24 protein-coding genes and 1 pseudogene are annotated in these 23,341 nt (G+C 54.1%); 21 read left to right on the top strand and 4 right to left on the bottom strand.

Features of this window, described 5'->3' with window-relative positions; all coding sequences use genetic code 11:
• Nucleotides 1–4: 4 nt before the first annotated feature.
• The 17 genes from H6F57_RS09745 (at nucleotide 5) to H6F57_RS09665 (ending at nucleotide 17,689) form a co-directional block, all read left to right on the top strand.
• On the top strand, nucleotides 5–724 hold the full coding sequence (locus H6F57_RS09745; RefSeq protein ID WP_190625549.1) for a hypothetical protein: 720 nt from the start codon (nucleotides 5–7) through the stop codon (nucleotides 722–724).
• A 526-nt stretch (nucleotides 725–1,250) separates the two neighbouring features.
• Nucleotides 1,251–2,780, top strand: coding sequence for an alkaline phosphatase PhoX (locus H6F57_RS09740; RefSeq protein ID WP_190625548.1), 1,530 nt, complete (start codon nucleotides 1,251–1,253; stop codon nucleotides 2,778–2,780).
• Nucleotides 2,781–2,981: 201 nt separating this feature from the next.
• Nucleotides 2,982–4,655, top strand: a complete 1,674-nt coding sequence (locus H6F57_RS09735; RefSeq protein WP_190625547.1) for a GspE/PulE family protein — start codon at nucleotides 2,982–2,984, stop codon at nucleotides 4,653–4,655.
• Nucleotides 4,656–4,773: 118 nt separating this feature from the next.
• Complete coding sequence (gene phnG, locus H6F57_RS09730; RefSeq protein ID WP_190625546.1) at nucleotides 4,774–5,256, top strand: phosphonate C-P lyase system protein PhnG; 483 nt, start codon at nucleotides 4,774–4,776, stop codon at nucleotides 5,254–5,256.
• Between the two features lie 213 nt (nucleotides 5,257–5,469).
• Nucleotides 5,470–6,066 carry a phosphonate C-P lyase system protein PhnH gene (phnH, locus tag H6F57_RS09725; RefSeq protein ID WP_190625545.1) on the top strand — a complete coding sequence of 199 codons (597 nt, stop codon included), beginning with the start codon at nucleotides 5,470–5,472 and terminating at the stop codon, nucleotides 6,064–6,066.
• The gene (locus tag H6F57_RS09720; RefSeq protein ID WP_190625544.1) at nucleotides 6,066–6,518 is read left to right on the top strand and encodes a GNAT family N-acetyltransferase; all 453 of its coding nucleotides are present in this window, start codon (nucleotides 6,066–6,068) and stop codon (nucleotides 6,516–6,518) included. Before phnH ends, H6F57_RS09720 begins: the two co-directional genes overlap by 1 nt.
• Before the next feature lie 32 nt (nucleotides 6,519–6,550).
• Nucleotides 6,551–7,810, top strand: coding sequence for a carbon-phosphorus lyase complex subunit PhnI (locus tag H6F57_RS09715; protein WP_190625543.1), 1,260 nt, complete (start codon nucleotides 6,551–6,553; stop codon nucleotides 7,808–7,810).
• Between the two features lie 70 nt (nucleotides 7,811–7,880).
• Complete coding sequence (locus H6F57_RS09710; protein WP_190625542.1) at nucleotides 7,881–8,777, top strand: alpha-D-ribose 1-methylphosphonate 5-phosphate C-P-lyase PhnJ; 897 nt, start codon at nucleotides 7,881–7,883, stop codon at nucleotides 8,775–8,777.
• Nucleotides 8,778–8,793: 16 nt separating this feature from the next.
• On the top strand, nucleotides 8,794–9,564 hold the full coding sequence (gene phnK, locus H6F57_RS09705; RefSeq protein WP_190625541.1) for a phosphonate C-P lyase system protein PhnK: 771 nt from the start codon (nucleotides 8,794–8,796) through the stop codon (nucleotides 9,562–9,564).
• A 45-nt stretch (nucleotides 9,565–9,609) separates the two neighbouring features.
• Nucleotides 9,610–10,338 carry a phosphonate C-P lyase system protein PhnL gene (gene phnL, locus H6F57_RS09700; protein ID WP_190625540.1) on the top strand — a complete coding sequence of 243 codons (729 nt, stop codon included), beginning with the start codon at nucleotides 9,610–9,612 and terminating at the stop codon, nucleotides 10,336–10,338.
• A 98-nt stretch (nucleotides 10,339–10,436) separates the two neighbouring features.
• Nucleotides 10,437–11,567, top strand: a complete 1,131-nt coding sequence (locus H6F57_RS09695) for an alpha-D-ribose 1-methylphosphonate 5-triphosphate diphosphatase (RefSeq protein ID WP_190625539.1) — start codon at nucleotides 10,437–10,439, stop codon at nucleotides 11,565–11,567.
• Between the two features lie 40 nt (nucleotides 11,568–11,607).
• Nucleotides 11,608–12,774, top strand: coding sequence for an alpha-D-ribose 1-methylphosphonate 5-triphosphate diphosphatase (locus H6F57_RS09690; protein WP_190625538.1), 1,167 nt, complete (start codon nucleotides 11,608–11,610; stop codon nucleotides 12,772–12,774).
• 12 nt (nucleotides 12,775–12,786) lie between these two features.
• Entirely contained in the window at nucleotides 12,787–13,347 is a 561-nt protein-coding gene (locus H6F57_RS09685; RefSeq protein WP_190625537.1) for a phosphonate degradation HD-domain oxygenase, read from the top strand.
• Entirely contained in the window at nucleotides 13,344–14,162 is an 819-nt protein-coding gene (locus H6F57_RS09680) for a phosphodiesterase (protein WP_190625536.1), read from the top strand. Before H6F57_RS09685 ends, H6F57_RS09680 begins: the two co-directional genes overlap by 4 nt.
• 178 nt (nucleotides 14,163–14,340) lie before the next feature.
• The gene (locus tag H6F57_RS09675; protein WP_190625535.1) at nucleotides 14,341–14,943 is read left to right on the top strand and encodes an OB-fold-containig protein; all 603 of its coding nucleotides are present in this window, start codon (nucleotides 14,341–14,343) and stop codon (nucleotides 14,941–14,943) included.
• Between the two features lie 68 nt (nucleotides 14,944–15,011).
• A complete protein-coding gene (locus H6F57_RS09670) occupies nucleotides 15,012–16,409 on the top strand; it encodes an SPFH domain-containing protein (protein WP_190625534.1) in 1,398 nt (465 codons plus the stop codon).
• Nucleotides 16,406–17,689, top strand: coding sequence for an SPFH domain-containing protein (locus H6F57_RS09665; protein ID WP_190625533.1), 1,284 nt, complete (start codon nucleotides 16,406–16,408; stop codon nucleotides 17,687–17,689). The genes H6F57_RS09670 and H6F57_RS09665 overlap by 4 nt, the downstream gene beginning before the upstream one ends.
• 155 nt (nucleotides 17,690–17,844) lie before the next feature.
• Here the strand turns inward: H6F57_RS09665 and ruvC are convergent, their stop codons facing one another.
• Nucleotides 17,845–18,345, bottom strand: coding sequence for a crossover junction endodeoxyribonuclease RuvC (ruvC, locus tag H6F57_RS09660; protein WP_190625532.1), 501 nt, complete (start codon nucleotides 18,343–18,345; stop codon nucleotides 17,845–17,847).
• A gap of 8 nt (nucleotides 18,346–18,353) precedes the next feature.
• Nucleotides 18,354–19,457 carry a magnesium chelatase ATPase subunit I gene (gene bchI / locus H6F57_RS09655; protein ID WP_190625531.1) on the bottom strand — a complete coding sequence of 368 codons (1,104 nt, stop codon included), beginning with the start codon at nucleotides 19,455–19,457 and terminating at the stop codon, nucleotides 18,354–18,356.
• A 424-nt stretch (nucleotides 19,458–19,881) separates the two neighbouring features.
• On the opposite strand from bchI, the gene H6F57_RS27140 reads away from it, so the two are divergent.
• From H6F57_RS27140 to H6F57_RS28315, 3 genes and pseudogenes are all read left to right on the top strand, one after another.
• Entirely contained in the window at nucleotides 19,882–20,412 is a 531-nt protein-coding gene (locus tag H6F57_RS27140) for a hypothetical protein (protein WP_199289576.1), read from the top strand.
• Nucleotides 20,409–20,795 (top strand): type II toxin-antitoxin system death-on-curing family toxin, encoded by a 387-nt coding sequence (locus H6F57_RS09640; protein ID WP_190625530.1) that lies wholly within the window; start codon nucleotides 20,409–20,411, stop codon nucleotides 20,793–20,795. Before H6F57_RS27140 ends, H6F57_RS09640 begins: the two co-directional genes overlap by 4 nt.
• Before the next feature lie 280 nt (nucleotides 20,796–21,075).
• Nucleotides 21,076–21,258 (top strand): annotated as a pseudogene (locus tag H6F57_RS28315) (family 1 glycosylhydrolase); the annotation flags it as partial.
• A gap of 66 nt (nucleotides 21,259–21,324) precedes the next feature.
• Here H6F57_RS28315 and H6F57_RS09635 read toward each other — a convergent pair.
• A complete protein-coding gene (locus H6F57_RS09635) occupies nucleotides 21,325–21,663 on the bottom strand; it encodes a hypothetical protein (protein WP_190625529.1) in 339 nt (112 codons plus the stop codon).
• Nucleotides 21,645–22,703, bottom strand: a complete 1,059-nt coding sequence (locus tag H6F57_RS09630; RefSeq protein ID WP_190625528.1) for a ParM/StbA family protein — start codon at nucleotides 22,701–22,703, stop codon at nucleotides 21,645–21,647. Before H6F57_RS09630 ends, H6F57_RS09635 begins: the two co-directional genes overlap by 19 nt.
• A gap of 248 nt (nucleotides 22,704–22,951) precedes the next feature.
• Here H6F57_RS09630 and H6F57_RS09625 point away from each other — a divergent pair, with 248 nt between their 5' ends.
• Nucleotides 22,952–23,338 carry a hypothetical protein gene (locus H6F57_RS09625; RefSeq protein WP_199289575.1) on the top strand — a complete coding sequence of 129 codons (387 nt, stop codon included), beginning with the start codon at nucleotides 22,952–22,954 and terminating at the stop codon, nucleotides 23,336–23,338.
• The last annotated feature ends 3 nt before the right edge of the window (nucleotides 23,339–23,341 follow it).

The raw sequence follows: 23,341 nt of genomic DNA, 5'->3' as shown, positions 1-23,341 counted from the left end.
TCAGATGCTACTCAGTAGTGAATCAGTAATTACACGTAATTTATTCAAAATAAATTCTTGTAGGTTAACAAAATATAGGGTTCATTTAACTGCTTTTTTACCTGAAGTGTTCCCGTTTAGTGGAAAAATACCTTCGTTGAGGAATTTAGTTCTTGTTGGTTGGGACAAGCATTTTATGATGACTTTTTTAATGTTGTCAGATCTTAAAAAAATGGCAGTGAAACTACTAGCTGCCGCAATGCTTGCCGCTGTTCTTGAAGCATTTTCGATTGGCCAACCTGTTCGTGCAAATCCGGATCCTCTGACGGTAGTTGTAGAAGTTTACGGCACACCTACGCGGGGTGCGTTGGACAGACAAGCTGAATCTGCAGCAGTCGATGAGATTACGAGAGCCTTTACCCAAAATTCGCAGTTAAGTTCAGTTCAAATCAACGTTTTAGGGCAGCTCAACGGACGGGTAGCTCCAATTTTTAGTCTTAGTGTTTCTCGAGAACAGTGGTTGAGGAGTCGCCAGACTGCCCTTCAAACTGCTCAATATTATTACTCTTCCTACGGTTTACTAGGGTTAGACTCAGACGATGAAGGTCGAACCTCAACAACTCTAGCCCAGGCCTCATCGTCGCCGGTGGTGAGTCGGGACCCGTCTGTCCAAGTAGGCGAGGCGTTTCGTCAAGGTCGTTTAAGCCCCGAGGAATACGATCAATTAGTAAATGCTCTCGACTAGCTCGCTATATTTCACTGGCCTAAGATACGCTACAGGCAAGCCTGTGCCTCATTAAATAGCGTTTCAGCTTATAACGGCTTTAGGTCTAATCGGTCGCCCCTAGACATTACTCTTGGCCAACTCAGAGAGTGACAGGTTTCGCAATTCTTGCAATCCCAATTTACATTAGCTTTATAAGCCATCGATCTTTGTTCAGGCTTTTAAAGGAACGAGAATGGTTAGTAAAAAATTCGATTGCTTGATTCAAAGGAAATTTTTAATTAACCGAAGTTTAACTTTAATTTGGTTGCAATTAATACATTGCTGGGTCAGAATTACTGATGGAAAGACTCGCTCAAGATACCCATTAATTTGAAATGGTTTTCTTGTTGTATTTAGATTCTTTCATCCACAAAAAGAGATGGAATAACCTTTGCTCAAATGAGCTTTTTAGGCAGCTTTAGGGGCAACCCTATAACGGCTTTGGATGCCTTTGGCTCGGCGACGGTCTGTAAGATTTAATGCTTTAGAGAGGAGCAGGAGTACGATGTCTAATTTCTCACGGCGTCAGTTTGTCATGCTGATGTCTGCAGCGGCTGCGGGTACAGCAGTGGCCCCTATGGGCTTGCTGAATACTCGTCGGGCTATGGCCCAGGGAACCTGTAATACCGCTAGCTTTACAGTGCCGGGATTTGGCACCCCCACGCCTAAGTTGCCCATCAACACCAAAAGTTTGGGAAGCCTTGCTAACACTCCCTTGCTGACCCTGCCTGACAAGTTTCAGTACACCGCTATCTCTATTCAAGGGCAGACCATGTCCGATGGTGCGATTGTTCCTGGCAACCACGATGGAATGGCCGCTTTTCAGGGGCGCAATGGCAACTATATCCTGGTGCGCAACCATGAGCGAAATCCTGGGGGCGGTGGCACCGTTGCGCCTAATGGTAAGCAATATGACCCTTACACGGGTAGCGCTTTCAACAGCGGCGGCGGCGGTACCACCACGGTCGAAGTTGATCGCGATGGTCAAGTAGTCCGGCACTATGTTTCCCTGAGTGGTACCATCCGCAACTGTGCCGGTGGCCCTACCCCCTGGGGGTCCTGGATTTCTTCTGAGGAAAACGTAGCCACTCCGGCTACCGACCCTCGGGTGACCAAAAAGCATGGCTACAACTTTGAGGTTCCTTCCCAGTTGGGTGAAGCGGTTGACGCTATTCCCCTGGTGGCTATGGGCCGCATGAACCATGAAGCGGTTTCGGTTGATCCTCAGAGTGGATATATCTTTGAAACCGAAGACCGAGGCGATAGCGCCTACTACAAGTTCGTTCCTAAGGTGCGGAAACCCAATGGCTTTGGTGATCTGCAGCAAGGGGGCGACCTGTATGCCATGGTAATTAAGCCAGGGCAGCGTTCTGACTGTACTGGAGACTTAATTCCCTCCGGCGGGACGAATGACCGAGGCGGAAGCTTTAGCGGGGTTGATACCCGTGGTTTGGGCGCGAATGGTTCCGGTAGCTTGCTACCTTTCTTGGGGCAACCTCTCCGCGTAGAGTGGGTCAAGCTAGATGATGTTGACCCCCAGGGAGATACCCTGCGCTATGAAGCACTGGCTAAAGGGGCTGCCGCGTGGTATCGGGGCGAAGGTGCCTGGTATCACCAGGGCAAGCATTACTGGGTTTGCAGTAATGCCGGGGATAAGGGCGAAGGGCAGGTATGGGCCTATGACCCCGGCACTGAAACGGTTACCTTGGTGGTTGAGTCGACGAGTGAAAACCTCCTGGATGGCCCCGACAACATCACTGTTGCTCGCGATGGCACCCTTTATCTCTGTGAAGATGGCAGCGGTGGTCAACCGGGCGCTCCTAACTTCAGCCAGCGGGTGGTTGGAGTAGATGCTAGCGGTGGTCTGTTTGAGTTCTGTCGCAACATCATTCCCGGCAGCACTAGCGAGTTTGCCGGTGCCTGTTTCTCTCAGAATGGCAAGTATATGTACGTTAATGCCCAAGGATCTGGCATTACTTACTGCATCTGGCGGACGGATAATCGCTCGATCGCCTTAAATGGTGCAACGGCATAGCTGGTGTTGAGTCAATCACCCTAATTCTGACGTAACCTCTACCAGCCAGCTTTTGGTTTCTACCTGGGCTGGCTGATTTCTTTACCTTTTGGTCATCTCTCCAGCCGTCACTAAGAACAGGGACGAAAAACTGTTTCTGTTCTGGCAGTTGGTGAGGCTGGATCAGGTTGTCATCACGCTTATATTCAGGACCCCGATTCTATGCAAACCGTACCTTGGCCAGTCTCTGCTTGGAAGCAACTCAAACAGGGGCACATTTCCTGTGAAGAAGCTCTTAGCCTGGTGCGTGATGACGAGGGCACTTTAAATCTAGGCTTGCTGGATGAGGAGGTTTGTAGTCGCTTCTTTCAGTATTGTCAGGGGCAAAAACTGCCTCCTGTGGTGCCGTTGCTCCTGTGGCAAAGCTGCTTTTACCTGGGAAGCCCGGTTGAAGTTTCTTCCGAGGTGTTGGAAACGATTGGCGATCGCACCCTGACAACCGTTAAAGTCATACCCATTTCAGCCAAGAGCTATCGGGCCTGGTACCACACTCGCACCGCTGATCTGACCCGCATTACTTCTAGTCGTCTGCTGGACCCAATCACCGGCAAGCAATCGACCGATGATATTGGCGAAACCACTGAGCTATTTCTGTCGAAGGCAGAGGGGCAAATTGAGCGGATTAAGGCCATTATTTCCAGCGCCTTACAGCACCAGGCTAGCGACATTCACCTAGAACCGACCCTAGAAGGGTTGCGGGTGCGGTACCGGATTGATGGGGTACTGCGCGATATTACCCTGCTGCCAGGGGAAATCAGCCGCCGGGTGGTCGTGGCCCTGAAGGTGATGGCCAACATGGACATTGCTGACAGCCGCCGTCCCCAGGATGGCCGGATTGGGGAAAAGTACCAGGTCGACAACGAAGCCGACCAGAGTATGGACATGCGAGTCAGCACCTTACCGTGCGTCTGTGGTGAAAAAGCTGTAGTGCGTCTGCTGCCCCGCGAAAACCCCTTTACCACCATTGATAAGCTAGGGTTTTCGCCCAAAGCGCTGAAGATTTACAAAACCTGGCTAGAACAGCCCCAGGGCATCATTGTCTTCACTGGACCTACCGGCTCCGGTAAAACCAGTACCCTCTATACCAGCCTGCAGGCGATCGCCACTGAGCATGTCAACGTGGTCACGGTGGAAGACCCGGTAGAATATGTGCTGCCCCGCATCACCCAGACCCAGGTGAACGAAGCGGCGGGCATGTCCTTCGCCGCAGGGCTGCGATCTATCCTGCGGCAAGACCCGGACATCATCATGGTGGGAGAAGTGCGGGACCACGAAACCGCAGAAACCGCCATTCGGGCTGCCCTCACCGGCCACCTGGTGTTCACCACCCTGCACACCAACGACGCGGCCGGGGCGATTCCCCGCATTAAAGATATTGGGCCAGATCCAGGGTTGATCAGCGATGCCCTTTTAGGGGTAGTCGCTCAGCGCCTGGTGCGGCGCATTTGCCCCCACTGTGCTGAACCCACCCAGCCCAACCCAGAACTACTCGCCATACTGCAACTGGATGCTGCTCAAATCAAAAAGGGCAACTGGCGACGGGGACGAGGGTGCCCATCCTGTTTCCAATCCGGATATTCGGGCCGGGAGGCGGTGGTCGAGATGCTAGAGGTGGACGATCGCATGCGCGAGTTGATCTACGATGGCACCATGACTCAACTGCGCCGCCACCTCAGCAAGAGCGACTCTATCTCATTTCGAACATCGGCCATTGAAAAAGTCATGGCCGGCGTCACAACCGTAGAGGAAGTGCTGCGGGTACTGCCCAGAAGCGCTCTAAAACTGGTGAGTACTGGAGAACCGGAACCGCTGCATCTGGTGCAGCGATTGGGATAATACAAGGCTTCACGGTACTTTATTCAAACAAATGGGGATTGCTTTCTATTGGCTCATGCTCCATAATTTGTCTAGACATCTATATGAATTTAAGTTGCTGTTAATCTTTGGTTAAGTGATGGTAGACACAGCCCAAGCACAGTCGAGATCGATCTGGATGTCGGCCTTGGCAAAGGCACCTCTGGCGCTTCTGGAAGGGCGGGTCGCCACATTAGGGGCGCTGCCCGACTATCGCTTTCTGCGATCGCCCGAAATTGGTTTGGCCATGGTGCGTGGACGCACAGAAGGTGCGGGTCAGCCCTTCAACCTGGGGGAAATGACCTTAACCCGCTGCGTTATTCAGCTGTCGCTGGCGGCTAGAGAGCAGGCTGATGACGAATTTATCTCGGGTTTTGGCTATGTGGCGGGACGGTCTCAGCGCCATGCTGAACTAGCCGCCGTTTGCGACGCTCTGCTGCAACATCCAGACTGGCAATCTAAGGTTCAAACCCAGGTGATTGAGCCGCTGCAGGGTGCTGCCTATAAACAGCGGGCGGCTGAAACAGCTGAGGTAGACTCTACCCGCGTCAATTTCTTTACCCTGCTGCGAGGAGAAGCTTGAAATATAGCTTTGGCCAGGTCGCGTGGGACGGTTCAACTACCAACCGCAAAACTGGGGCGACGACTGGTTGTATAGGCGATCGCCAATAGACGGTTGTAAAGAACGTCCTAACCTTTGCGGCGATGGCTATAGCAGCGGCTAGCCCTAGCCATGTTCAAACAGCCTACCGCCTGTCTCGGCCGCAATCTAAAATTTCCCCATCATCCCTGCCCTATGCTCACGACCCAGCTCCCTGGCTTCAAAGATCCTGTCCATGACGCTCAGCAGACTTTTCGAGCGTTGTTGGATGCCCTGGCGCGACCGGGCATCCAGCAAGCAACCGCATCTCTGACACCGCCGGGGGGGCTAAACCCTGGCTGCGCTGCGGCTTGCCTGACGCTGCTCGATTTGGAGACGACGGTATGGCTGCAGCCAGGTATTTCAGAATCAGTCAGGTCTTGGCTGCTGTTTCACACCGGGTGCCGATTCACGGCTGAGCCTCAAACTGCTGATTTTGCCGTGATTGATCAGATTGAGACCATGCCCAGGCTGGATGAGTTTAACTGGGGCACAGCAGCATATCCAGAGGCCTCGACATCTCTACTGATTCAGCTGCCAGCCCTAGAGGAAACAGGGTCTGCCACCCTACAAGGTCCAGGAATTTTAGACACCATCACCCTTCAAACGCCCCTGCATACTGGCTTTTGGCAGCAGTGGCAGGCGATGACAGCCCATTACCCCCTCGGACTTGACGCCTGGTGTTTTGCCGATCGCCAGGTTTTGGGCTTACCGCGCACGGCCCAGATCGCTGGCCGACAGGAGGAGCGGTAATGGATGTGTCGATTCGCTTAGCCACCCCTGAAGACTTGCCAGACGTTATGGGGTTATATGGCCAATCTGGTTTAGATCAGGATTGCGGCTTAACCTTGGCCGAGGCCGAACAGTGGTTTCAGCGCCTACAGCAATACCCCAACTACAGGTTGTGGGTCGCCACCCTAAAAGAGCTAGACGATAGACGGGTTGGCACGTTCACGCTGCTAGTGATGGATAACCTGGTGCATCACGGTAGTCCCTCCGGGGTTGTGGAAGGGGTTGCGGTCGATCCAGAGTTTCAAGGCCAGGGAATTGGCCAGCAGATGATGCAGTTTGCAGCTGCCCAATGTCGAACTGCTGGTTGCTACAAGCTGAGTTTGTCGACCAATCTCAAGCGCCAGGAAGCCCACGCCTTCTATGAATCCTTAGGGTTTCAGAAGCATGGCTACAGTTTTTTAGTCGAGTTATAGATCGAGCGATAGGTTAAATTGCGGAGAGTTTTATGCCTTATGTTGCCGTCAAAGGTGGAGAACAGGCCATCCAAAACGCCGAAGCCTTGCTTAAGGCCAAACGGCGTGGCGAATCGGCTGTGCCAGAGTTATCGCTAGAGCAGATTAAGCAGCAGATGCAGCTAGCCGTCAATCGGGTTATGGCTGAGGGCAGCCTGTACGATCCAGATCTGGCTGCCTTAGCGATCAAGCAATCTTGGGGGGATCTAGTGGAGGCGGCTTTTTTACTCCGCGCCTATCGGACAACCCTATCCCGGCTCTACTACAGCGAGCCGGTTGAGACAGACCGCATGCACATTCAGCGGCGCATTTCGGCGATTTTTAAAGACGCCCCTGGTGGCCAAAAACTGGGTTCTACGTTTGATTACATCCATCGGCTGCTCGACTTTAAGCTGGCCGCCGAAAATAACCAGTTTTCTGCCCCCACAACCGAAATAGGGGATGCGATCGCTGATGCAACCGAAGCCACGCCCCGAGTTCTCAATACCCTGGCCCATGAAGGTTTAATCGGTGTAACCAAATCAGACGATCTCACCGGAACTCTCTCACTCCCCTTCGACATCACTCGCCAATCCCTCAGTACCCCCACCAGTCGCGACGCTCGCCTGCAAAACCTGGCCCGGGCTGACGAAGGCTTCCTGCTGTCGATGGCTTACTCTACCCAGCGGGGCTATGGCAAAAATCATCCCTTTGCGGGGGAGATTCGGGTGGGTGAGGTGGAGGTCGTGATCTGCCCCGAAGAACTGGGGTTTGAGGTTGCGATCGCAGACATCTCTGTTACCGAAGTCCAAATGGTGAACCAGTTCAAAGGCAGCAAGGAGATTCCACCCCAGTTTACCCAGGGATATGGCCTGACCTTTGGCTATAACGAACGCAAGGCCATGGCCATGGCATTAGTAGACCGGGCCTTGCAGGCTAAGGATTTAGGCGAGTCGATCGACGGGCCAGCCCAGAATGAAGACTTTGTCTTATTTCATTCCGATAACATCGAAGCCCAAGGATTTGTCCAGCACCTCAAACTACCCCACTACATTGACTTTCAGGCCGAGCTTAACCTCGTCCGTAAGCTGCGGCGTAGTTACGACCAGGCCCAGGCCGAGCAGCCTGGCGTTGAGCAACCCTCATCTAGCAACCCAGATTCCCAAGCCTTTAGCCCAGACCATCCTCCTGCCAACAACGGAGCCTCGACCGAGGACAGCAAAATTCATCCTTCATCTCCTGATTCCCGCGCTCCATCCGAGGTGCCATCCTGAATCTTCTCTTCGTCAGTTCAGAAAATATCTGCCGTAGCCTCAATAACGCCCAACCAGTCACTCCATCCCTATGACCCTTGCGCCCTATTCTCCCAGCTCCCCAACTCCCCCTGAACCGGGCTTCAACTTCGCTTACCTAGACGAACAGACGAAGCGATCAATCCGCCGCGCCACTCTCAAGGCTGTGGCTATTCCGGGACATCAGATTCCCTTTAGCTCCCGTGAAATGCCCATGTCCTACGGCTGGGGAACAGGGGGAATTCAGGTAACCGCCTCAGTGATTGGCCAGACAGACACCTTGAAGGTGATTGATCAAGGCGCTGACGATACCACCAACGCCGTCAATATTCGTCGGTTCTTTCGTAAGGTCTGCGGTATCAACACCACCGAACGCACCGAAGAGGCCACGCTAATTCAAACCCGCCACCGGATTCCTGAAACGCCGCTGCGGGAGGGCCAAATCATGGTCTATCAGGTGCCCATGCCGGAGCCGCTGTATTTTATCGAGCCCTCCCGCACCGAGGCCAATAAAATGCACGCGCTGGAAGAATACGGCTCAATGTATGTGCGGCTGTACGAAGACATCACCCGCTTTGGCCACATTGCCATGGCTTACGACTATCCGGTGATGGTGAACGATCGCTACTTGATGAAGCCCAGCCCGATTCCCCGGTTTGACAATCCTAAACTGCACATGAATCCCGCCCTACAACTCTTTGGGGCAGGGCGAGAAAAGCGGATTTACGCCCTTCCCCCCTACACCAAGGTCAAAAGCCTTGATTTTGAGGATCACCCCTTCAGCGTTGAAACCTGGGATCAACCCTGCGAATTTTGCGGCGCGACAGACACCTATCTCGATGAGGTGGTAACGGATGACCAGGGCAGCCGCCTGTGGATTTGCTCTGACACAGACTACTGCAACCAGCGACAGCAAAACAATCATTTGCCGGCCCCCACATTACATTGAGAACTTACGCAGCACCATGCAGCCACTATTAACCATCGACAATCTCAGCAAGACTTACCATTCGCTTCGCGCCTGCGATCGCATTTCCTTTGATCTGTATCCCGGTCAAGTCCTAGGCATTATTGGCGAATCTGGATCGGGAAAAAGTACGTTATTAAACGCCATTGCCGGGCAAATTTCAGTGGATGCGGGGGAGATTACCTACTGCGATCGCAGTGATCAGCCCATTAACCTGCGCACTCTGCCAGAAGTTCACCACCGCAAGCTGATGAAAACTGAATGGGGTTTTGTGCAGCAAAATCCCCGCGATGGGCTGCGCATGACCGTAACTACTGGAGCCAATATTGGTGAGCGTTTGCTCGATGTGGGAGAACGCCACTACGGCAATATTCGATCCGAGGCCATGGAGTGGCTAAGCCAGGTTGAAATTCCCCACAGCCGCATGGATGACTTACCCAGTACCTTTTCCGGCGGTATGCAACAGCGGCTTCAACTCGCCCGTATTCTGGTGACGCAACCGAGGCTAGTCCTTATGGATGAGCCCACTGGCGGATTAGACGTTTCGGTTCAAGCCAAACTCCTGGACTTGATGCGTTCCTTAGTCCGTACGCTCCATCTCAGCGTCATTCTGGTGACCCACGATATCGGTGTAGTCAGGCTTTTAGCCCATCGACTGATGGTGATGCAAAACGGTCAGGTAGTCGAAACCGGGTTGACCGATCAGGTGCTGGATGACCCCCACCATCCCTACACGCAGCAGTTGGTGAGTGCCACCCTAATGCCCTAAGCGACGTGCCGCCTATCGTTCTACTGTTCTTGACACCCTTAAGCCATGACCCAATCGCTGTTGTCGAATCATTCCCCCTCACCCGTTTCGCCGCCTATCGGAGCCATGCTCCGGGCCGATGAGCTTTATAAGAGCTTCGTTCTGCATCATCAAGGGAGTGTCTGCATTCCAGTTTTAGAGGGGGTTTCTCTCACTGTCCAGGCTGGTGAGTGTGTGGCTCTCCAGGGGCCATCTGGCTCTGGAAAATCGACGTTTATGCGATCGCTGTATGCCAACTACCGCATTGACAAGGGCTCGATCTGGGTGAAACATCAAGGTGACTGGGTTGATTTGCCCCAGCTTCAACCCCACCAGTTGCTAGAGGTGCGACAGCACAGCGTGGGTTACGTCAGCCAATTTCTCAGAGTAATTCCCCGGGTGCCGGCGCTGGAAGTGGCCGCAGAGCCCCTGCTGGATTTGGGCATGGACCCCGATATCGCTTATGACAAAATTCGGATTCTCTTTGCCCAACTGAACCTACCTGAGCGACTATGGCATCTGTCTCCAACCACGTTTTCTGGTGGGGAAAAGCAGCGGGTCAATATTGCTCGGGCCTTTGCCGTCAACTATCCAATTTTGCTGTTGGATGAGCCGACCTCTGCCTTAGATGCCGCCAATCGCGACGTCGTGATGCAGCTAATTGAAGACCGCAAAGCCCAGGGATGTGCCATGGTCGGCATCTTTCATGATGACGAAGTGAGAGAGCGGGTCTGCGATCGCGTCCTTCAGTTTTAGAGACCTTAGGACCACGATAACGTCTGGTTAATCTTGATCCGATATGAGTATAGATGTCTAGATGTATCTAATGTAAATCTGTCCTTATTGCGTATCCCATGACCGAAACTATTTTCACCAACTACCGCTTACAACTCCTTAATGAAGAGGTTCTCGGTACGCTAGTCGTGCGGGATGGCATGATTGCCGAGGTTCAGCCCGGTGTTGTTTCCCAAGGGCACAACGGCGACGGCGACTATTTGCTGCCCGGATTGGTAGAACTGCACACCGATAACTTTGAGCAGCGGCTGTCGCCCCGACCCAAGGTGCGTTGGCCAATGGATGTTGCTGCGGTATACCATGATCGGGATTTAGCAGCGGCTGGAATTACCACGGTTTGTGATGCGATCGCAGTGGGTGACATTACGCCGACATCCATGCGCATGACCCAATTTGACCCGATGATCAACACGATTCATCAAGGCCAAATTGAGGGGCGCTTTGCAGTGGATCATCGTCTCCACCTGCGGTGTGAGCTGGGTTACGAGCAAGTGCATGATGTGGCGGCGACCTATGCCGATCACCCCCTACTGTCGCTAATCTCGCTGATGGATCACACCCCTGGTCAGCGGCAGTTTGCCCAGGTAGAGAAGTACAAAGAGTATTACCAGGGCAAACATGGCGTCGGAGCGGATGAAATGGAAGGCTTCATTCAAGCCCGCATCGAAGCCCAGCAGCGTCATGCCGATGAGAACCGCCGCAAGCTCGTAGAACTCACCCAGAAGCATCAGATTTGCCTCGCCAGTCATGACGACGCCACCCCTGAGCATGTGCAGGAAGCTTTGCAGGACGGAGCCGAAATTGCCGAGTTTCCAACCACCCTCGATGCCGCTAAAGAAGCTCACCTCCACGGCCTCCAGGTGTTAATGGGCGCACCAAATCTGATCTTGGGCCAGTCTCATTCTGGCAACGTTTCAGCTATAGAGCTGATCGAGCGAGATTTAGTCGATATCATCTCGTCTGACTATGTGCCCCAGAGTTTGCTCCAGGCCATGTTTTTGATCGCTCAGCAGCGGCCTTTATACAAAGCCATGCAGCTATTTACCTTAAACCCAGCCAAAGCCATTGGCCTCGATGGCGATCGCGGCAGCCTCGAAGTTGGCAAACGCGCTGACTTCATCACGGTCCACCACGACGGCGTTGTCCCCCGCTTCACCTCCGTCCACCGTCAGGGCCAGCGAATCGCCTAGAAACGAATTTCCGATCACTCCTCCCTCCTGCCCTTCTTCCATGAAACATCCCCCATCTACACCCAAACTTGCTCTGCAAGGCGCAACTGTGTTGACCCCGACCGGATGGCTAGAATCGGCAACGGTGCTAATTGAAGACGGAAAATTTGTTGCAGTCGATCAAGCGGCCAAACCTAGCGGCTATGTTGCTGTTGATGTCACAGGTCTGCACCTCCTTCCCGGCATTATTGATATTCACGGGGATGCTTTTGAACGAATGATTTGCCCTCGGCCTGGTGTAAACCTGCCGTTGGATATGGCCCTGGTGGAAAACGATCTAGCTTTGCTTGGAGCAGGGATTACTACATTCTTCTACTCTATTACCGACTCCTTTGAACCGGGGTTACGCAGCCGGGATATGGCGCGTCAGTTAATTAACCGGATTTCGGAACCTGATAATGAGCTGCGAGTCGATAGCCGCATTCACATACGCCACGAACAAGCCAACACTGCTGATTATGATGAACTGTGCAACTGGCTAGAAACTCACAAAGTCACGTTGATTTCCCTCAATAACCATCTACCGCTTGCTACTGATGATGAAGCGTTACAGCGATATACGAAGGGGTTACGTCAACGGCTGAAGCTGTCCGAAGCAGACATCCTTGCCCTGATTCAGTCTGCCTATCCCCGCCAGGAGGAGGGCTTAGCTCAGTTTGAAGATTTGGTGCAACGCTGTCATCATCTGGGTATTCCGGTGGCTTCCCATGATGATGAAACGGCAGCCGATGTGGCTAAAAGCCGAGAGCGAGGGGTTGCGATCGCAGAATTTCCAGCCTCTATACCGCTAGCAGCAGCATCCCGTGCCTATGGAGCCGCCGTCTTGATGGGAGCCCCTAACCTGGTACGTGGTGGTTCCCATGTCGGTTATATGAGTGTTGCAGAAGCGGCCCAATCTCAGGTCCTAGATTGCCTCTGTTCTGACTATCACTACCCCTCTTTATTCCATGCTCCTTTTTTACTAGCCGAAAAAGAACTAATGCCCTTTGAGCAGGCGTGGAAGTGCGTCTCCGAATACCCCGCTGAAGCCGCCAAAATTGGTGATCAAAAAGGCAAAATCGCTCCTGGCTACGATGCCGATTTTCTCTTGCTGACTCCCGATGGCTCTTTACCCAGCGCCATTCGTGCGGTCTACATCAATGGCCTGCCGGTTAAACAATCCCTCTAATTTTTCAGCCCTATGCCATACACCCTCGCAACTCTGCTTGATCTCTATCGCCAACGGGGTCAGGCCCAATACGGCGGCGAAGCTGTCAGCCAATTTGAACACGCCCTCCAGTGTGCTGCTTTAGCTGAACAAGCTGGGCAACCTCCTGAGATGATCGCAGCTTGCTTGTTCCATGATCTGGGGCACCTGGTCCATCACCTGGGTGATGATCCAGCCCTTCGCGGCATTGACGATCGCCATGAACAGCGAGCAATCCCTGTTTTAGAACAGATTTTTCCGGCTGCGGTAACCATTCCGATCCAGCTGCATGTAGCCGCAAAACGCTATCTCTGTGCCGTAGATGAAGCTTACTGGGACTCTTTATCGGCGACTTCCAAACGTAGCCTGGAACTTCAGGGTGGTGTTTTTTCACCGGCTGCTGCCACAGCCTTTATCCAGCAACCCCACGCCCAGCAGGCAGTGCAACTGCGCCGCTGGGATGATCTGGCTAAAGTGCCTGATCAAGACACCCCAGATTTAGAACATTTCCTACCCAGCCTGCAGAAAGCCTGCCAATCGGCTGATTTGCGATGACACTGATTGCTCAAATTAGCGATCTGCATGTGCAATCGGCAGGCGCATTGGCCTATGGCATTGTTGATACTAATTCATTGGTGCAGGCTGCGATCGCGCATCTAAACCAGCTAAACCCCCAACCAGATTTAGTCGTTGCTACAGGTGATTTAGTCCAGCAAGGCACCTTGGCAGACTATCAACAGCTGAGAGAGCTGCTAGCAAACCTACGGGCTCCAATTTATCTAATGCCTGGGAACCATGACGATGGAGCAAACCTGCAACAGGTATTTGCCGATCATCACTACCTGGCTAGCTCTATGAATCATCTGAGCTATGTCGTAGACGACTATCCAATCCGCATGATTATGCTGGACAACACGCTGCCTGGGAAAAAGTCGGGCGGACTGGATGATCAGCGGCTAGCGTGGCTAGAGGCCCAACTGGTGAGAGCACCCAAGGCCCCAACCCTGATGTTTATGCATCATCCCCCTTTTGTGACGGGTATTCCCTGGATGGATCGACGCAGGCTTGGTGGCAGCGATGCTTTAGCAGCCTTGATTGCCCAGCACAGCCAGGTCGAGCGGATTAGCTGTGGCCACTTGCATCGGGTGATGTATCTTCGTTGGGCTGGCACTATCGCTAGCACACAGCCTAGCCTGGTCCATCAAGGCTTCTTAGATCTACAGCCTGATACAGCCAGCCAGTTTGTAATGGAACCCCCTGCCTATCAGCTCCACATATGGGGAAATGGGAGTTTGGTTTCCCATACTGTTTTTGTCGGTAACTTTGATGGCCCTTATCGGTTTTCCGATGGGCAAAAAAGCAACGGATAAATCACACCTCTACCCCTTCTGACTCGCCGCTACCGGCCCGGTGCGGCCGACATTTTGACCTAGCGATCGCGGCCACTCTCACGTTCTAATTAATGAAGAACACGGGCGTAGATTAGGCGGCGCGAGTACCCTGGCAACGGGGGTTAACCTGGCCAACCCCCTGAGGTGCCGCTAAACTATGCTGATCTATGGTCTGTGTTTTATTGTCGGGGGCATTTTTGTCTTGCTGGCTGCTGTCGGCGGGCTCGATGGTGTAGACATCGACACCGATTTTAATTTTGATGCCGAAGTGTCCGCCAATATTGACGACATTGACGTGGGTACCCAGATTGACCAGACGCTGACGGCCCTGCGCGATCGCTGGTGGCTGCCCTTTCTCAGCCTGCGGTTTTGGACCTTTGCCCTCTGCTTCTTTGGGCTGACGGGGCTACTGATCACCCTCATGCAGCCCAGCTTGGTGGGCTGGCTGGGGGCGCTGATTGCGGTGCTGATGGGGCTGTTTTGCGGGTTGGTGGCGGCGCTGGTGTTGCGATCGCTGGGTCGGCAGTCGGTCAGCAGCCTGATTCGCCCCGACGAGTTGACCGGCCAGATCGCCACGGTAGAAATTCCCTTCGACACCCACAGCCGGGGCAAAGTTTGCCTGCGCCTGCGCGACTCGACGATCAGCTTCTTCGCCATCACCCAGGAGGAGCGATCCTTCCAAAGAGGGGATTCGGTACTGGTGGTGGGGTTGGAGCACAACAAGCTATGGGTAGCCTCAGCGGAGGGGATAGACAGCTAGGGCAGACGGCATCTGCCCATTGCGGAAAAGGCAGCGAGTATTGATATCCACCTAAGGAGCGAGTAGGCATGAGAGCAAGCATTGACCACACCGAAACGGTGACCCTGACGGGGGCAATACCAACTGCTCCAGTCATCGGGCAGACCGGCGGCCAAATCTTGGGAGGTGGGGCGCTCGCCGTTCTCATCTTTGTCCTTTTGCTCACCATTTGGGGCGTCAACGCCCTGGTGCAAATTTGCGACCCCAACAAAATTTTGATCATCTCCGGGCGCGAGTACCGCCGCCTCAACGGTCAGACCACCGGCTATCGCGTGATCTACGGCGGGCGCACCTTCCGCATTCCCATTCTTGAAACGGTCAGAACCATGGATTTGACCACCATGCCCGTGCCCATTGAGGTCACCAACGCCTACTCTAGGGGCGGCACACCGCTGCATATTCAGGCGATCGCCAACGTTAAAATCGCCCGCGACGAGGCCATGGTCGGCAACGCGATCGAGCGCTTTTTGGGCCGAGACCGCAAAGAAATTGCCCGCGTCGCCCGCGAAACCTTGGAGGGCAACCTGCGCGGTGTCGTAGCCACCCTCACCCCCGAGCAGCTCAACGAAGACCGGCTCCAGTTTGCCGAACGCATTGCCAGCGACGTGCGCAACGACTTGGTCAAGCTGGGTTTGCAACTCGACACCCTGAAAATTCAAAGCGTCTCAGATCACGTTGACTACCTCAACTCCATCGGGCGACGCCAGATTGCCAACGTGGTGCGCGACGCCGAAATTGCCGAGTCGAATGCTATGGCCGCCGCCGAACAAATTGAGGCCGACAGCACCCGCCAGGCCGAAGTCGCCCAAACCCAGGCCCGCACCGTCATTCAAGAGAAAGAAAACGAGCTGCGCCGGATTACCGCCGAAGTCGAAAAGCAGGCCCGCATTGAAGAAGAGCGCACCCTGTCCGCCGCCGCCGAGGCCCGCGCCCGCGCCCAGCGAGAGCTACAGGCCATTCGCGCCCACCTGGAACAGGCGCGCCTGGAGGTAGAACAGGTGCTGCCCGCCAGGGCTCAGCAGCGTGCCCAGGAATTCCAGGCCCGTGGAGCTGCCGCCACCCTCGAAGAAAATGCTAAGGCCTCAGCCCAGGCCAGCCAAATGATGGTCAAGGTGTGGCAGGAGACGGGGGTTGATGCCTCCCAAATCTTCCTGGTGCAGCAACTCGAAATGGTGCTCAAGCAAGCGGGTCGCATTCCTGGTCGGCTCCACCTCGGTCATGTAAACGTGATCGACAATGGGGACGGCAAGGCGATCGCATCGCTGCTCAACGCCTACCCCGAAATGGTGAAGCAGTTTTTGAAGCAGTCCGAAGACATTCTCGGCATTCCCCTGGCGGCCAGTCTAACGCCCCCAGTGTTGCCCCCCATAGTGCCACAAGCTTTATCGCCGCTAAACGCCCCCATTCACCCTTTGGAGAAACTATGAGCCTGATTCTTGCTCTGCTGGTGGTCATGTTTGGGGCTACCGGCAGTCTCCTGTTGCTCATTAAAAACCTGTACTACGTCTGTCAGCCCAGCGAAGTGCTGATTTTTTCGGGCGATCGCAGCACGGTCAGCGATGGTCGGCGGGTCGGCTACCGTTTGGTCAAAGGCGGCAGCAGCATTCGCAAACCCCTGCTGGAAAAAACCTTCCGCATGGAGCTCACCAACATGATCATCGAGCTGCGGGTCAACAATTCCTACTCCAAGGGCGGCATTCCCCTCCGCGTCGACGGCGTGGCAAATATCAAAATTGCTGGCGAAGAACCTGCCATTCACAATGCGATCGAGCGCCTGTTGGGCAAAAGTCGGCAGGAGATCGAAAAAATTGCCCGCGAAACCCTAGAAGGTAACCTGCGCGGGGTGCTGGCCACTCTAACTCCCGAACAGGTAAACGAAGATAAAATGGCCTTTGTTCGCAGCCTGCTCGACGAAGCCGACGATGACCTAGCCCAGCTCGGTCTGGTTCTCGACAACCTGCAAATTCAAAACATTTCTGACGATGTCGGCTATCTCAATTCCATTGGCCGCAAACAGCGAGCCGACCTGCTGCGCGATGCCCGCATCGCTGAGGCCGAAGCTAAATCTCAGTCGGCTCTCCAAGCCGCCGAAAACCTCAAGCGCACCTCCCTGCGTCAGATCGAAGCAAAAATGGCCACCACTCGCGCCGACGCCGATCGCCGCCTGCAAAACGCCCTCAGCCAGCGCCAGGCCGCGATTTCTGAAGCCGAGTCTGAGATCGCCGCCGAAGTTGCCCGCACCGAGGCTGAACTCGCCGTCCAGCGCGAACGCCGTAACCAGGTCGAGCAGCAGCTCCAGGCCGATGTGATTACCCCCGCTGCTGCTGCTTGCCAGCAGGCCCAGGCCCGTGCCAAGGGCGACGCTGCCAGCATCGTCGAAGACGGTCGCGCCCGTGCCGAAGGCATTCGCGAACTGGCCACCACCTGGAAGGCCGCAGGCGACCACGCCCGAGAAATTTTTCTCTTTCAAAAGCTGGAGTCGCTGCTGGCAAATCTGGTCGACACCGTGCCCGAGGTGAAGGTCGAAAGCATCACCGTGATCGATTCGGGGCAGGGCGGCAGTGCCACCAAGCTGGCCTCGTTTATGGAGCAGATGAAGCAGACCACCGGGCTAGATTTGGCTCAGACGTTGCAGAATCTGGGTGGCGGTAGTGCCTCACAGGGAGCATTATCCGCCAAACCAGACGCTGATGTAAACCAGGGGTAAGGCATTGATCCCTGCTCAGCATGGTGGGTTAAGTTATAACCCACCATGCTGAGCAAGCCTGAAAATGTCAGGATATTACCGTGGATCCGCAGTCCCCACGACTGAGCAGGACTACGTCTATATTGAGGCCACCTGTTGATGACCTGGAAATGTCGTTACCGCTGATACCAGGCTGCCAGTGCTAGCGCCAGCCCATCCGCTGCATCGTCAGGGCGGGGAATGCGGTCTAGACTCAGCTCTCGGGCCACCGCCTGCTGCACCTCAGACTTATCGGCATTACCGTAGCCCGTCAGCGCCTGCTTTACCTGGGCTGGGGTGAACTCCACAAAGGGTAAGCTGTGCTGAGCCAGCACTAGCATCACCACCCCGCGCGCCTGAGCCACCAAAATCGTGTTGCCCATGCGGTAAAAAAAGAACTTTTCGATCGCCACCAAATCTGGCCTGTACAGCTCTAGCAGGCTGTGCAGATCGGTGTAGATGGTGCAGAGGCGATCACCCACCGGAGTCTTAGCGGGAGTTTCAATCACGCCAAAATCGACCACCGCTGCCTCAGCGTGGGTGCCAGAGGCAGCGGGTGCCGAGAGATCGGCCCCGTCGATCACCCCAAATCCCAGAATGGCTAACCCTGGGTCAAGCCCAAGAATGCGCTGACCCACAGGAGTACTTACCGAGCCCCCACGGGCTGGCGACCGTTGACCGCCGCATCGGGATCGGCCAGGCCAAACACCTTGCAGAACACTTTTTCGACCTTGTAGCCCGAGTCGATGCTCTCTAGAGGATCTTTACGCAGGCGGTGGCGCAGGCAGAGCACAATCACCCGCTTGATGTCGTCAAGGGTGACTTCGGTGCGGCCCTCGTAGGCGGCGATCGCCTTGGCGGCCCGGTTGGTGACAATGTCACCCCGCAGCCCGTCGACATCTAGCTCTGAGCAAACTTCAGAGATGCGCACCCGGTCTTCGTACTCGAGGTTGACCGAGGCTAGCCGCTGCTGCGCCTCGACCAGTTTGACCTGGAGCGCTTCCTGCTCGGCTTGGTGCTTGGTTAGGTAGGTGGTGGGGTCTTGGTCAAACTCAGAGCGCTGCTCCACAATCTGCACCCGCAGTTCGGGGTCGCGCACGGTGCGAATCTCGGCGTGCATACCAAAGCGATCGAGCAGCTGGGGCCGCAGTTCGCCTTCCTCGGGGTTGCCGGAGCCGACCAGCACAAACTGGGCTGGGTGGCGAATGGAGATGCCCTCGCGCTCTACGGTGTTCCAGCCTGAGGCGGCGGAGTCGAGCAGCACGTCGACGAGGTGGTCGTCGAGCAGGTTGACCTCGTCTACATAGAGAATGCCGCGATTGGCCTTAGCCAGCAGACCCGGCTCAAAGGCTTTGACGCCCTCAGATAGGGCTTTTTCGATGTCAATAGTGCCGCAGACCCGGTCTTCGGTGGCCCCCAGGGGCAAGTCAACCATGGGCACTTTTTTGTGCGCTACGGGCAGGTCGTCGGTATTGCGCTCGGCGTGCACGTCTTGGTCTTGGGGCGAACGGTTGAAGGGGTCGTCAGCCACAACCTCGATTTCGGGGAGCAGGTCGGCCAAGGCGCGAATGGTGGTGGATTTGCCGGTGCCGCGATCGCCCATGATCATGACCCCACCAATTTTGGGGTCGATGACGTTGAGCAGCAGGGCCAGCTTCATGTCGTCTTGGCCAATCACGGCGGTGAAGGGAAATACCGCGCGGCGAGCGGGGGCAAAGGTGGCCGAAGGGGTCGCAACAGTAGAATTCACAGGCGTTTCAAAAGATGAGGTCAAAATTCCGGAATGAATTCTACCATTGTGCCATAGTGGTGGAATTCATTCGGCTGAGCACGACGCAAAAGTAGCGATTCTCACGAGCCAAGCGCTGAAGAAGTACAAACGTGGGTAGCTAGGATGCGACCGTGTTACCAAGACAGGCTGGTGCAAATGCTACCCATTCACTGGTAACGGAGACGAAGTTAAAGAGAGTTTGAGCGATCGTAACTAAAAGTAGAGAGGCAGTTACGCTTACAATTCCTTTTTCTAATCGCCCAGACAGGCTTATTAAGCAGATGCGCTTCAACTAAACGCCTCGTAATAACAAGTTAGACCGCTTAAGCAACTCGGTCAGGACTCGTTGGATTGTATAGACTTACAGGTATAGCACCAACTTCAAAACATCGTAGGAATCACTATGCCCATCGAATTGCACAACTTCACTTGGGAGGGCGTCCGTTTAGTACAAGTAGAAACCCAACCCCACCATATTGCTGGTGTGCTGTCCAACATTCGTGAGACTTTGGAAAACTCAGATTGTGTGTGGGAAGATATTTACTCCGCCTACTACAACTCTGAAGAAGATGGCACTACCACTTTTTACGAAGGCAAGAGTGCAGAAGCTGGGAGGCCAGGAATATGGACATATGTTGTTTACGATTTTGATCCTAGCAAAGAAGAGGTAATCACCAATCTAGATATTGATACTTTAAATCCAGCTTTGAAATTAAGACGAATTGTTGCAGAAGTATTAGCTGCTGCTACCATTAGCAGTCCAACTGAGCAGGCTCAAAAGTTAAGAGATATAGCTAAAGAAAATGGCATTTCCCCTAAAATATTGCTCTCCTCTAGCACTGCTTTTCAACAGAGCAAGTCCAAACATGACTTTAACGAAGCAGCAAGTTATGTACTAGAAAAAAATGCTGAACTATACCGACGGCTGGCATGATCTGCTATCTCACGCTAGACGAAGTAATAAGTTTACATAGTCAGATACTTAAGCGATCAGGAGGAACAGCGGGAGTTCGAGATTTAGGCTCTTTGGAATCTGCCTTAGCTCAACCTAAGATGACGTTTGGTGGAGAAGATCTCTATCCAACGCTTATTGATAAAGCTGCTGCTCTAGGATTCTCTTTGGTGATGAATCATCCCTTTGTTGATGGCAACAAAAGAACTGGACACGCAGCGATGGAAATTTTCTTGGTCATGAATGATTTAGAAATATTTTCTCCAGTAGACGAGCAAGAATTAGTAATTCTGTCACTAGCGGCAGGTTCACTAAATCGAGAAGAATTCACAAAGTGGTTAAAGTCACATGTCAAAGCAGTTTAGCACTGCGTTAGTGCGGAAAGGAAATAGCTTGTGTAAGGGTGTCTGAAGTTATTTGCCACCGCGTAACTGCACCGTTAGAGCACAGAATTTTATTGTTAGCTGCAACATTTCGGCTTTTCTCATCTCTTTGCCGGACCAAAACGCGCCATTTTGCTAACTGGGCGATCGCATACTCAAAACCCTGTTACGCATCGAAACCCGAATGAGCGTTGGTCGTATTTCTGTTCCATAGTGGGGTTAGTCAGCTAAGCGATTAGTAAAATCACTTACTCTTAGCACTATGGCAAACTTTTCGCCCGATTTTCTCTAGGGGGCCGCCACCGCTTTCTACCAAGTTGAGGGAGCCTATCAGCAGAATGACAAAGGCCCGTCCATCTAAGACATCTACTCCCATCCGCCTGGCACAACTTACCAGGGCATCCACGGAGACATTGCGGCAGACCATTACACTAAACAGAAAAAGGTGCGTAATGTAGACCATTGACGCACCCGATGAGTGAACTAAGTTTTTGCTAGCGTTCCAATAACTTTAAAGTGCCAAGAGCTGATCTAATGCATCTAGCGCTTCACACTTGGGTGGGGCTGGAAGCGATCGCTTGGCCTGAACAGACTTTGCTTCACCATAGTTGGGCAGAGCAGTTTCCCGAGCGGCAAAACTGTCTCCCCCTTCAGAAGGGCGACCATAGAGGTAGTCGTCACAATAGCGGCGAAACACGGCCTCTACGGCAGCGCGGGCGTTCTTAAGCCCCCACTCGGCAGCAATAAGCTCAGCTTTTTCGAGCACATCCTGACTTAGGCGAACCTTATTGTCGTGGCGGGTTGGGCGACCCGAGTTGGGGACGTGTTGAGTCAGTTGGTGGTCATGCATAGTTGGGTATCACCGGTCATCAAAAACAAGCCGCGAACGTTGGCAAATTGAGGGTCGCCCATGACGGCGAACAGATCATGCCCTTGCAGGCGATCGGCGATCAGGTGGGAGCCACCACCGGTCACCAAAAAGCGCGTCACTCTGGGCATATAGGGGGTGTACTGAGCTTTCACGGTTTGGAAGATGCCCTTAAACCACGGGTCTAAATACTCATCGAGCCAGTCAGCCCAGGCTAAACCCGTATCAGCATAGACATGGTCAGTGCGAAAGCCATCCATGACGATGCAAGGATCGGCGCTGCTGCCCAAGAGGTCGGTGAGACGATGGTCAAAGCTGATGGCGGTGGCCAATTCGTAGGTGCCGCCGCGATCCATGATGTTTTCGTCAATGACTTCGCCGTCGGCATCAACCAGGCGAGTGAGCCAGGTGCCGCCGCCAATATCGACCACAATGGTGTAGCCCTGGCCAGGGATAATGCCCTGGGTTTTGGCATAGTGATAGGACCCCATGCCCTCACGTCCCACCTCCACCGATTCGACCTTGACGCGAAACTCAACGTCGTTGCGAATGAACTCGTGGACACCGAGCAGCTGAGCCTGGATATCTTCACCGTTGCGGGCCGGGTCAGGGGTAGAAACATGGAGGTTGAGGCTGTAGTCGGCCACATTGCCAGCCAAGGGCTCAAGGCAGGCATAGAGGTGCAGCTTGGTCAGTTCCACCTTATTTTCAATGACGGTTTGCTGCTGGCGACGGTATTTATAGGCCTGGGCCCCAAAGTGATAGCGACGGCCATCGGGCAGCTCGATTAGGGGAGAGGCTTCTGAGAAACTGACAGCATCGCGCCCTAGGGGCAGCTGGTAGCGCACCGAGCGAATGGCCTTGGGGTGGCCACTGCCGGCAAAGAATTTGAGGTCGTAGTTGCCGGCATCGAGGGCAAGCACCGGGGTGGTGGCGCTGGCCGCTTGGGTGCCGCGAGCCTTAGCCGAAGACCGAGTCGCACCAGCGGCGGAGCGGCTGCGGGGGGCGGTAGTCGTGGTCATAGGAAACTCTCGTGGGGGATATCAGGTCAGCAGTGCGCTAGGCTAACCGTCACAGCAAGGTTGGGAACGGTTGTACCCATAAGTACGCATGAACTAACACTAATGCATTTGTACTGCTCTGGCAAGGGGATAGTTTAGGAGTCCGAACGGGCAGACATTCCTTAAAATTTGTGGGATCTTTGTTTGGGCGCAGGGCGATCGCCCTACAGTCTTCTAAATAGCAAACTCGTTGGATGGAGACCCTGATTATGGACGGGTGCACAGTCACAGATCTAACAGTCCACAGTCAGCGCAACTGCTTTCAGTTCGGCCCTGAGCAGATGGAGGCGCTACAGCGCACTGGGGTCTCGGTGCAGCTAGAGCCGGGCACCAATATTGTCAAAATTCGCTCGGGCTCCTTCTATGCGGCCGATGCCCTGCGCAATGAGCCGGTGGTGCTGCTGTGGATCTACGGCGGTCAGGTAATCAACCAAAAGACCAACGTGCCTGTGAATGCCACCTGGGTGTCGCTCAACGGCTACGACGACGCCTTGGTCATGGAAGTGGTGGAGCCCGCTACCCTGTGCGCCTTTTTCTTTGATACCTATCTAGCAGACAACGATGAAGAACTGACCCTTTCGATCGTGCGAATTTAGCGG

Source organism: Leptolyngbya sp. FACHB-60 (assembly GCF_014695775.1).
Taxonomy (GTDB): domain Bacteria; phylum Cyanobacteriota; class Cyanobacteriia; order Phormidesmidales; family Phormidesmidaceae; genus Nodosilinea.
The sequence above is the reverse complement of the archived record's forward strand: the minus strand, read 5'-3'. Positions and strand labels throughout refer to the sequence as shown.